Origin of the sequence: Pseudoalteromonas sp. SR41-4 (genome assembly GCF_014163985.1) — a bacterium.
GTDB lineage: Bacteria > Pseudomonadota > Gammaproteobacteria > Enterobacterales > Alteromonadaceae > Pseudoalteromonas > Pseudoalteromonas rhizosphaerae.
Window position 1 is genome coordinate 64414 of sequence record NZ_JACJEI010000024.1, and the last position, 11459, is coordinate 75872.

The 11459-nt window shown below is 36.4% G+C and carries 10 protein-coding genes and 1 pseudogene; 9 read left to right on the plus strand and 2 right to left on the minus strand.

The window, feature by feature from the left end; genetic code table 11:
- Window positions 1-48: 48 nt before the first annotated feature.
- Window positions 49-1110, minus strand: a complete 1062-nt coding sequence (bamC, locus tag H5180_RS17135; protein WP_145241551.1) for an outer membrane protein assembly factor BamC — start codon at window positions 1108-1110, stop codon at window positions 49-51.
- A gap of 352 nt (window positions 1111-1462) precedes the next feature.
- Here bamC and H5180_RS17140 point away from each other — a divergent pair, with 352 nt between their 5' ends.
- From H5180_RS17140 to H5180_RS17175, 8 genes and pseudogenes are all read left to right on the plus strand, one after another.
- Window positions 1463-1996, plus strand: coding sequence for a glycine cleavage system protein R (locus H5180_RS17140; protein WP_145241549.1), 534 nt, complete (start codon window positions 1463-1465; stop codon window positions 1994-1996).
- A gap of 10 nt (window positions 1997-2006) precedes the next feature.
- Window positions 2007-2378: pseudogene (bcp, locus tag H5180_RS17145) on the plus strand (thioredoxin-dependent thiol peroxidase); the annotation flags it as partial.
- A gap of 119 nt (window positions 2379-2497) precedes the next feature.
- The gene (locus tag H5180_RS17150) at window positions 2498-3742 is read left to right on the plus strand and encodes a tyrosine-type recombinase/integrase (RefSeq protein WP_182758691.1); all 1245 of its coding nucleotides are present in this window, start codon (window positions 2498-2500) and stop codon (window positions 3740-3742) included.
- Window positions 3739-5550, plus strand: a complete 1812-nt coding sequence (locus H5180_RS17155) for a site-specific integrase (RefSeq protein ID WP_182758692.1) — start codon at window positions 3739-3741, stop codon at window positions 5548-5550. The genes H5180_RS17150 and H5180_RS17155 overlap by 4 nt, the downstream gene beginning before the upstream one ends.
- 9 nt (window positions 5551-5559) lie before the next feature.
- A complete protein-coding gene (locus tag H5180_RS17160) occupies window positions 5560-7614 on the plus strand; it encodes a site-specific integrase (RefSeq protein WP_182758693.1) in 2055 nt (684 codons plus the stop codon).
- The gene (locus H5180_RS17165; protein WP_182758694.1) at window positions 7607-8077 is read left to right on the plus strand and encodes a hypothetical protein; all 471 of its coding nucleotides are present in this window, start codon (window positions 7607-7609) and stop codon (window positions 8075-8077) included. The genes H5180_RS17160 and H5180_RS17165 overlap by 8 nt, the downstream gene beginning before the upstream one ends.
- Before the next feature lie 95 nt (window positions 8078-8172).
- Window positions 8173-8631, plus strand: a complete 459-nt coding sequence (gene bcp, locus H5180_RS17170; RefSeq protein ID WP_182758695.1) for a thioredoxin-dependent thiol peroxidase — start codon at window positions 8173-8175, stop codon at window positions 8629-8631.
- A gap of 328 nt (window positions 8632-8959) precedes the next feature.
- Entirely contained in the window at window positions 8960-9154 is a 195-nt protein-coding gene (locus H5180_RS17175) for a hypothetical protein (RefSeq protein WP_182758696.1), read from the plus strand.
- A 1-nt stretch (window position 9155) separates the two neighbouring features.
- Here the strand turns inward: H5180_RS17175 and H5180_RS17180 are convergent, their stop codons facing one another.
- Window positions 9156-9749, minus strand: a complete 594-nt coding sequence (locus H5180_RS17180) for a hypothetical protein (RefSeq protein ID WP_182758697.1) — start codon at window positions 9747-9749, stop codon at window positions 9156-9158.
- Window positions 9750-10277: 528 nt separating this feature from the next.
- On the opposite strand from H5180_RS17180, the gene H5180_RS17185 reads away from it, so the two are divergent.
- Entirely contained in the window at window positions 10278-11378 is a 1101-nt protein-coding gene (locus H5180_RS17185; RefSeq protein ID WP_259399585.1) for an ATP-binding protein, read from the plus strand.
- The last annotated feature ends 81 nt before the right edge of the window (window positions 11379-11459 follow it).

Below are 11459 nucleotides of genomic sequence, written 5' to 3' on the forward strand. Positions count from 1 at the left end.
CCACAAAAAGAGCAAAAGCTCTTTTTGTGGTGTTATTATTATTTATTATTAAATTTTAATACCGCGTTGACGCAAAGCACTTTCTAACGCTTGTTGTAAGTCATTCATCGTACCAGGCTCTAACGTTGTGCCTTCATCGTCCATCCACGTTAAGCTAGTACCACCTTCTTTGGTGCGACTGACTAAAATTTGATATTGGCCATTTTCAATCGGTAATTCAGCAAGCTCTTCACCCCAAATTGAATCCCAAACACTTGATTCAGGTTTGTTGTAATCAGCTGTGATCAAACCACGATCTTGGTCAATTTCAACAATCGTAAACGACAAGCGCTCAAGGAACCCTGAGAAACGATCAAATATTAATGAGTAATCCTGTTCCGTTACCAGCGCCGCATTACCTTTATTGTCAAAGCCCATTTCCAACGAAATAATGCCTTGTTGTTTGCGAATTTCAACTTCAAGTTGACGATAACGATAATCAAATTCAGCCACAACTTGATTTAGTGCACGCACTTCTAGTTGCTGTTGCAAAATTGGCGTCAATGGCACATCTTTACTATTGTATTCCGCTAGCTTAGCGCTTAACGAAGCAGTACGCTGATGTGACTTTTCTTCAATAGTAAAAATAAAACGTTGCTCAGATACAGCGGTATCGCTATTCCACAACCAACCTTCCTCGGGTTTGATAATCGCATACCAGTCAGTTTCAATCGAACCTAATGACTTATCTTGTTTGATTGCCTTTGTTTGATGCTCAGTTAACACAGCGTGTACTGAATCCCAAATAAACTCATCTAAATTTGCAATACCATCGTTTTTATCAAAATAAACGCGTGCTTGTTTATCACCTTCTTCAACCCAACTGCCTTTTGCCACAGTTAATACTTGTGCTGGGGGACGATAGTTTGTTGAATCCGGATCATTATTATATTCTGCCACATCCATTTTATAAATGGGGTCTAAAGCTGGCTGAGCCAATTGTCCTGGCACTTGTACCGGCTCACTGGCACGGTAATTACGTTTTTGATGCGCTTCGTCAGTGAACACACCACATCCTGACAAGCTAACCAATACGCTTACAGCAAGCGCTTTTGGGATCCAATACTGCACAGATAATTCTCCTTAGCATACCCTTAATTGTTTTAACAAATATATGAGTGGGTTATGCCGATTTGGTTCAGTGTAAAGCCAATATTAACTTTACGTATCTTGTTTTTATGCAAACCCCGTTACTTTAGGGCACGGCTAAACGTAAATGTAAGCCAGTCTATATGCAAAATTTTAACTATGGTACTTTCCCATGCCACTAAAAACAAGAAACACCGTGCTTTAATAACAGCTTAATTATCTCGGCCTGTAGTTTAGCGATTGTTTTGTGTTAAACTTCGCCGCCGTGTGGTGGTAATTGCCGGCTCAGCTTACTCTGATTGTTATTAATAATATAACCTAGGTACTTGAATTCATGACTGCTTTTTCAAATCATCAGATCGTTTTAACTGCTATTGGCGATGATCGCCCTGGTATTGTCAGTGAATTAACCCAATTAGTCAGTGACTGTCACTGTAATATTATTGATAGTCGCATTGCCATCTTAGGCAATGAATTTACATTTATTATGCTGTTATCAGGTGATATGTCGGCAATCAGCCGCATTGAACACACCCTGCCCCTCAAAGGCATGGAGCTGGGCTTACTCACTATGATGAAGCGGACAGCCAGTCATACTCAAAGTGAATTTTGTGCCGGCTACACCCTCGAATATACAGGTATCGACACACCAGGCACGTTAAGTAAAGTTACCCGCTTTTTTGCCGACAACCACATTAGTATTTGTTCTTTAAAGTCAGATACCTATGACGAAGAAAAAGATACAAAAATGCGCTGTGAACTGGAGTTTAACATTCCTGTTGAGGTTGACATTGATACGTTTAAAGTCCAATTTGAAGATCTGTCGCGTACTCTAAACGTAGATTACATATTTCGACGCATTCGCTAAGGAGCAAAGCATGAACACAATTAATCCATTACAAGCCGGTGACAAAGCACCCGCTTTTAGCCTACAAAATCAAGATGACGAAACAATCGTCCTTGCAGAGCTATTAAAAGAGCAGCAAGTATTAGTGTACTTTTATCCAAAAGCATCAACACCTGGTTGCACCGTGCAAGCTGAAAACTTACGTGATGAAAAAGCCGTGTTAGCACAGCTAAATACCCGCGTGGTTGGTATCAGCCCTGATCCGGTAAAAAAATTAAAGAACTTTGAAACCAAAAAAGAATTAAACTTTGACCTACTTTCAGACGAAGATCACGCGATTGCAGAAGCATTCGGCGTATGGGGCTACAAAAAGTTTATGGGTAAAGAGTACGACGGCATTCATTTATACCCCCATTAATATTTTGCACACTACATATTAAAAAGTTAATCCATCCTTTCTAAAACTCAATTTTACTACTACGATTAAAAACTGCACAGTCTTAATGGATAAAGTACGTTTTTATGGATCAATTCAGTTCTTATATTGCCGCTAATGAATCCGTTGATCTATCAAAGTCCTTGTTAAATGAAGATGAAGGAATCTGCTTATCTGTAAATAAGCTTCATACTGGTGTAGTTGCATTAGATGAAAAAATGAGAGTACTCCCATTAATTTCTGAATTTCTATCCTATAGTTTGCGAAACAACAAAATAAGCCGCCACACGGCAAAAACGTACGCTAAGAATCTGAATTATTTTTTGGCTTATCTTAAAAAAAGGAAAGAATTTCAAAGTACTTATCTTGATGAAGCCTTCCTTTCAGTTTCAAAATTTGTTATCGAAGAATATTTAGCTGAGTTAAGAACCACATATAATTTGTCTACTGCAACAGCTAGAAACAGAGATGCAACCCTTCAAGCATTCATCCACAAATTCCTCTATCAAGAACAAGAACTTAGAGGCGCATATATTGAACAAAGCCCGTATTCAAATGGGTTAATAAGTGGCCCCGTAAAACAAAAGCTTGTCATTTCATGTTCTCTAGATGAGTTAACAAAATTGATGTTACAAAGTGACTCAGAGCGTGAGAGGCTAATTCTTCAGTTCATTTTTGATTCTGGAGTTAGAAGATCAGAGTTACAAAACATAACTAAACAAGATATAGAAGATGCTATAGAGTTTAATAGTCAAAAACTGATATATCAAAGCACAGACATACCAGTAATTTCACCCTACGCCCCCCTTTCAATACAAGGTGTGAAAGGCCGACATAACAATACGAAGCAAAGAATGACCTTGGTAAGTCGAGCTGTTTTAACCCGTATAAGAAAGTATCATGCTTCCCCTCTATACAAAAAGTATTCAAGAAAGTATTCATCATTATCTGAAACCCCAGCATTCTTTAATGCTGAAGGGCGACCAATTACACCCAAGTGCCTGTCTAAATTATTAGATAGACTATCAGAGCGTGCATTAAAAAAAGGTATGCTATCTAAAGCCATGTCACCACATAAATTAAGGCATGGTTACGCATATGATTTACTTCAATCACCTGACATTGGGCAAACCTACGTGGACAGGCTTGCTGTAGTACAAAAATCACTTGGCCATGCATTCTTAAGTAGTACTGAGGTTTACACAAAAATACCTACAGAACTATATAAAACAATAACCAATAGCGACGGTGAATTATTAACCAAAGCGGATAGGATGGATCGGCTTGTTAAAAGCACGATACTTAAAATATCACTTAAGGACAAAAAATGAAGCGTTCAGCTAATTTATGGGTTTATGAATGGGATGAGTTACTCACCATGCCACTAAACTGCTTTGATGACTTAGCTCAACCAACAAAAACATCTCCGCATCGACAACTAATGCACTTATTCACATCAGTATTTAAAGTTAAAATAAGTGATTCTTATCGTAACGATGTAAAGTCCACTTTTAGACATGTTTCAAGACAGATTAGCGAAAAGCTGAGTAAGCAGCCTGTATACCTTTGCGAAGTTTTAAATGAGTTCTCATTAGATGAGTTTCATGCTTATTTAAAACGCTGCATGTTAGATGAAAAAATACATAACCGTTATGCAAACGTTTTACAAAGTACTTACAAGAACGTTTTAAACAAAGCTATTGATATTAACGTTCCTAATTTCGAAAGATTTTACTTACCCAGCTCATTTTGCTATTTCACAAGAGTCACAGAACGCTACAAACCCTACAATAAAGATGATAAGGAAAAAATTACAAAAGCAATAGAAAGTGAAATTAACCAAGTTTCAAAACTTCTTAAACCTTATCAAAAATCAGGTGGTGGCAGAGAAGTTATTGATGAAAACGGTGAGCTTATTATAGAAGATTACGACACTCTTACATTAGAAGATGCTCGTTGGCTTTTTGAAAATAAAATGGCTTGCACACCCATAAGTACCTCCAATAATTTTCGTCATACGCTCGTTGAAAGTACTTTCCACGAAATAATCAGTAGTAATGGTGCGTGCTATCAAGATGTTTACGAGGCTTGGGGAGTTTTATACAAAGTTACAATGAACCATTTACTTCCATTTTTACTTAAGCTCATGCAAATAACAGGTATGAATGTAGAGTCAATTTATGCTCTTGAACTGGATGATCTGGTAGACAAGCACCCTGCAACTGGCAAACCATGCCTTAGATATTGGAAGGAACGTTCTAATGGTCAAAAGTCATACCACTTAGATATTTTTAAAGCGAACCTTCAGTGGCTAACCCATAGCCAAGGAACCCATGTAAAAGATATTTTTAATACTGTTACGAGGCTAACATCTGTACTCCGAGAAAAGTCCTCAACTGAACAAAAAAATAAACTGTGGCTATTTGAAACTCATAATGGGCTAATAAGAAACCTACCAAGTAGCTGCTACTTAAATAAAGCCTTAAACACATTTAGAAAAAAAAACCAAATTTTAGAACAAGCAGATGGTGAAAAGATATTAGAGACAACTAGATTTAGACCTACATTTGTTAGCGACCTACTAGAAGAAGGAGTTTCAATTAGAGAAATACAGTTACTAATGGGGCATAGAAACCTATATACAACAATGCGATACCTTGATATTCATGATTTTGGGCAGATCGCAAGAATAAAAATAAGAGATAAATTAATAGAGCTTCACAGCAATATAAGCTCTTCGGTGGGTAGTAAACCTAATAAAGAAGTAAATAACCAAGAGCGACTGCCCATATCAACCCCTTTTGCAACGTGTAAAAATATTTTCGACCCACCTGAATCTGTGAAAGCCCTCAAAAATTACATCCCAGGCAAGCCGTGTAGTACTTACAACATGTGCCTTAGTTGCCCAAACGTAATAATAACCAAAACAGATCTACCAAAGCTCTTCGCAATGAGACGTGATTACCTCATTAAAATTCAAAATAGCAGGGTTTTAGATACTCCATTTGGCCATGTAATAAAAAGTAACCTAACACTTTTAAATTCAATCCTAGATCCAACAATGTCAGAGTTCGGATTAGAAGAGCTCGACGACGCTGAAAGATTATCTCTTTATGTAGAAACAACTGAGCTTATTTAGGTGGATAAAATGGAAAGATTACCAAAACATTACAGTGTACTAAGTACTATTGCTGAATTTAAAAAGTATAAATTATACTTTTCAAATATTGACAAAAAAATAGTGGCAACTAATGAAAGTAAAATATATCTAACCAAACTATTAAGCCTTCCTGCCTCCATGGCATCTCAATTCTCAGACGCAGAATGGGATTTCAACTCAGAAAACCCTAATGTCTCAGCAAGTATAAGTGGTGCTAAATTAAAGATTAATTTCAGCAAATATAAAAACATTTCCACAGGAATTATTATTGAAATAAAGTGCTTGCTTCTGAGCATCCTGCTATCCCCTGAAGTATTCATTAATAATCGTAGAAAAGCCAAAAAGAAAGGAACTACCAGACTTGCTACAAGCACTATCTTAGCGCACATTAAATCTGGGCTTAGATTTTTAGACACACTTTTTAAAGTTTTAAAGGTTAAGCTCGGAAAAGAACATATTGAAAAAATATATTCATCTCTGACCCAAATTCAAGCCATCGATTACAAAGAAACCGCAAAAGTTCATAGCAATTCTTATAATGATGACTTGAAACAATTTTTTTCTTATATGCAAAACCCTCACACATCAGAACATATCTTTGGTGAAAATATTTCAGCCTTTGATTCAGACCAGTTTAGTTGGAAAAAACGTTATAAAAAGAAAGCCTCAAATGTAGTAATGCCGAACTGGGCTTTTGATAAACTTATTAGAACCGCTTCTTTGCTGGTACACGATTTCCTAAAAACAATAGGTGAGGAAGTGTCGGACTCTTTTGTGAGCAGATATAAATTACAAAATGAAACTCTGTACTGTAGTAATGCTGGAGTAACTAAAGAAACATTTCAGCTTTACAGAGCTTTCCGCCTTATAAATGCTGGTTACCCAGAAACATTTGTAAAATCAAAATATGGTATTCCTGATGAGCTTCGTAACTCTAAAAATAAATACAACCTAAAAGATATGACAGCATTCATAAATAAAGGAAAGTATAAAAAATTTACACTTACAAGTATTTATGAGCAACTAGCACTTGTGAGTTTTGCAGCTAAGTACTTAATTGGTCAATATACTGGCATGCGACCTTCAGAGTTAGCCGTAATAGATTTAAATAATTGCCTCGTTGAGGAAGGTGGCATAAAGCTACTTCGCTCTCATGTTTTCAAAGGAAAAAATACTTTTTCAAAAGGCCTTTTTGATGATAAATGGGTTGTTATTCCAATTGTTGAGGATGCTTTAAAGGCAATGCAAGCTTTAAGCTCAATAACGCAACGAAGCTTAGTGTTTAGTGCTATCCACACAAAGAAATATGACGAGACAGAAAAACCACAAATACCTCACTCGATAAGTTACCAGATAAAGAGATTAATAAGTTTCGTTTCACCAGATGATGATCTTGGGTTTAACAATTACATGATGCGTCACACACTTGCATATCAACTGTATAGGTTAGAAGCAGGCCTGCCACTAATCTCATTCCAGCTTAAACACTTAGTAAATACTGTAGATAAGTTTCTATCAAGGGGTTCAACAAGTGATGTGACTATGGGCTATGGTGGAATTGCTGATAGCCTTGTTGAAAGTCAAACGGCGCAAAAGCTTAGAAAACAATCAGAGATTGAAGTAATCAAAGCAACAGCAGACCCAGACGGTAATTACCTTGGTGGTAAAGCAGATGAGCATAAAGAGCGTCTTAAAACAGCATTTAAGGGTTACATGGCAAGCGGGTATTCAAAAGAAGAAATTTTTGAAGCTATGGCGGAGCAAGGGCTCGGTGTAATAAATGTTGGATTAGGTTATTGTTATGGTTCAGATAGTAAAAATGAAAACCTCCCCTGTATAGGCTCACTAAGATGTAACCCCATCAGGTGTTCAAACGCCATAGTTAGTGAAGCAAACGCACCATACTGGAGAGAGGTTTATTCGACCAATTTAGCTAACCTTAATAACCCTAGTTTTGCAGACAATAAAGAGCAAATCAAAGAAGTCATCAATGAAGCTAAAGGTGTTTTAACACTACTTGGTCATGGAGTGCCCAATGAATAGTCCCTTTGACATCAAAAATCAACGTGACTTTGATGAAAATACTGAAAAGCTAGTTGCCGCAATAGATAAAATAAATAATACGCCTTCCCTGCCAGCAACTATAGCTGAGCTTTCTAGATTAACAGGCCTTCACCGTAATGCTATAAGTAATAGAGGCTGGCCAAATCAAAAATTAAAGCTTATAAAAGAAAAAAGAAAAACCCAAGAACAGGCTGAAACCAAATCAACTATAAATAAAAACCCTATAAAAGTTTTGGAAGAAAAATTAGACAATGCAAAAAATGAGCTTGTGTATTGGTTTAATAAAAATCTTGATAACGAAAAGCAAATTAAGCAGCTAGAAATAAACTTAGAGCGAATGTCATTAGCGCGTAATGACTATGAAACGATGTTAAAACAAGAACGTGATAAAACAACTGAGCTAACAAAACAGTTAAATATCATGCGTGACTTGTTATCATAGAACTAATTAATACTCCTGCTAGCAAAAATCGACGATTAGATACTACATAGTACTGATGTCTTAAGAAGTTTAGCAAAATAAAGAAGGATAAGAATATGATAGAAGTTGGCCAAAAAGCCCCTGAGTTTACGTTACAAGATCAAAACGATGAATCTGTATCACTTGCCTCTTTTAAGGGCAAAAAGGTATTAGTGTATTTTTACCCAAGAGCATCGACTCCTGGCTGCACAGTTCAAGCATGTGCATTGAGAGACTCTAAATCAGAGCTTAATGACTTAAATGTTGTGGTTCTAGGAATTAGCCCTGACACACCAAAAAAGCTGACTAACTTCACTAACAAACAAGATCTTAATTTCACTTTGCTTGCCGATGAAGACCACACTGTTTGCGAAGCTTATGGTGTTTGGCAACTGAAGAAGTTCATGGGCCGTGAAAATATGGGCGTAGTTCGTACTTCATTTTTAGTAAATGAGAATGGTGATATAGAGCATGTTTTCAATAAATTCAAAACTAAAGATCACCATGAAGTCGTTCTAGGCTACTTAAACCAATAAATTTAAAAAATAATGTAGTGGGCTCAAATGGCTCACTGCATTTCCTTTACCTGATTAGGTTACAACTGAGTTTGACCCTTCAGGTAAAAGCCACCAAGGTTACTTCCTTTAAATGCAATACTAGAGTTATCTTTCTTTGGGTATATTTGAATAAGTCAGATTCAATTAACAGGACTCAATCAAATCTGACAGTCGCACATGTGCCATGAGCGGTCATTCAAAAAATAAATGGCAAAAGGCAAGACGCGACCCCATGTTCCGCATGTTCCGACCCCATGTTCCGTTTTTTCTTGTCCTCTTGCGAAACATTATAGAAAAAGAGCTTCAAGTGAATTATTCACAAAGAGGTTTAGAGGCGCTGCGCTTTAGAGTTATCAACGTAGGTTGGTTTGAGCGCAGCGAAACCCAACGAAAAAGCCCCAACCAATTAGCGTCAATATTTTGCATGAACGGCTGTCTTGCATGTGCCATGAGCGGACATTGTGAACTTACAACAAATGTGGGGGTTATTGACTTACTATAATTCAAATGAAGTTAGTTTCGTAAATTTTAGATATATTAAGTTGTTCCTCTGTAAAATCCATGCTCTTTAATACAGGCTTAATTGAATCTTGTGAGTCTAAGTGAACCTCAACATAACGGTCTCTTTGTTCATTTAAGCTATTTAGCTCATGCACTAATTTACAAGAAAGTTTAATTGTATTTTTTATTGACTGAATACAATATTCCTTTTCATTAAGAATAGCATTCACCGCACCTTGGGCTTGGGACATTATTGAAGTTATGCTTCTTGGTATCCTTTTAACAGCTAGACGCTGATCTCGGGAAAGTTTTAAAGATGACTTCTGATAGAGTTCAATTAAAATATCGGAATTAATATCTCTTGGGAGAGGAATAGGGATTGCCGACTCAGATTCCTGTCGGATTTTTAAAAGAAATTTAAAATACGATTCAATATGGCAAGTAAGTTCAGATTGTAAGTCACCTAACTCGATAAACATAGACTCCAGATCTTTTTTACGCTGAAACTCAGCCTTCTTACTTTCAACCATAGGAATGAGAAATAGTGATAACAGCGAGCCTAAAATAACGAGCCCTACTTTAATTACTGATTCCATATTTTTATCCTTATCTCCAACAAGTTAGTTGCGTGCGAACGCTCATATTTCTATTGATAGCGCACTCACATTCACAGTTTTAATAAATTGTCTGAGATATCACTATCATTAAATTTTATATCATATATGAGCAAAGCTACTGCGAACCACTTCCACGCTTCGCTCAATTCTTTGAATCACTACAGTAGGTAATAAATAGCCAATTTACAATAATACTTGCTTAAAACCAACGACCGGTTATCGCTCTTTACCGATGTTCGGCTCAGTGCCATAAGCGGACGTTAGATGATGGTGGGAGTAATACATAAACTCAATGGTAACGACATTATTCCTACTTTGATTAAAAAGCCCTGCTAAGGAGTTTTTTATTGTGTGAGATCAAGCTCATGCTTAACCATTAGCTATTTGTTTTATTTAAAAATATTATTGTGCTATGGTCAAATTTAGTGGGTAATCAATCAGACAATATATACAAGGAAAGCCAAGCTTAATTCGAAAGAAAAGCTAGGTATTCATAAAGGACTAAAATTGAAAATATCAAAAATTCAAATCAGAAATTTCAGGTTGTTAAAGGATTTTTCTTTAGATCTTGAAGATGAACTTTCGCTTATTCTCGGTAAGAATAACACAGGAAAAACTTCTATATTGACCGCGCTTGATAAGTTTCTTAATCAATCAAGCCGTAGGAGCATTACGCTTGATGACTTCAATGTTGGATTGAAAAAAGTGTTGCTTCAATACCTTTCTGGTGTCAAAGAACTTCCTATTGAGAACTGTTATCAACCCTTAGGAATAGAACTTAAAGTATATATTGAGTACACAGAGCAAGATGACTTGTCACAAGTTAGTTCACTGATAATGAGCCTAGACCCCGATGATAATAATATTGTTTTTAAGTTTGAATACAATATTGACCATGAGCAGCTTATCAAGCTTAAAGATGACTATACCGAACAATCTGAAAAATTTGATAATAATCCTGAATTATTTCTTAAAGAACACCTCGGTGACTATTTTGGCTCAGTAAAAAAGAAAAGCCTTTTATTCACCGATGAAGCTGTTTTTATTGACCTTGTAAAAGAGAATATTCCCCTCAATGACATCTTATCATTCAACTTTATTAGTGCCAAAAGAAGTGTGACTAATAAAGATAATGATAAAACCTTATCTCATCAAACGGCTAAGATATATAAGATCTCAGACGAGTCAAATGAACAAATAGATGCCTCCGAAAAGTTTAAAGAAACCCTTCGAAAGACTGATGATGAGTTAAGTGCAATTTATGCAGATATGTTTGATGGGCTAATTCAGAAGATTAACCAATTTGGCGGTGTAAATCCTACAGATACCAAACTAAAAGTATCATCAACACTACAACACCGTGATTTACTCGATGGTAATACAACAGTGATGTACTCGCACGATACTCATGACCTGCCAGAGCATTATAATGGTTTAGGGTATATGAACTTGATAAGCATGATCTTTGATATTGAAATGGTCATGGGCAAGTTTCGACGTTCACTAAAGGAAAAACCTGCTGCGATTAATTTGTTTTTTATTGAAGAACCAGAAGCGCACACTCACCCAGGGCAAGATCACGAACTTTACCTTGACTTAAAAGTATGATCTTATACTCCTTTTTAAGGAGCCCCCATGCCTGATATTCAACTATTTAAATATTTCGAATCAATTGACGACCCTCGCCAG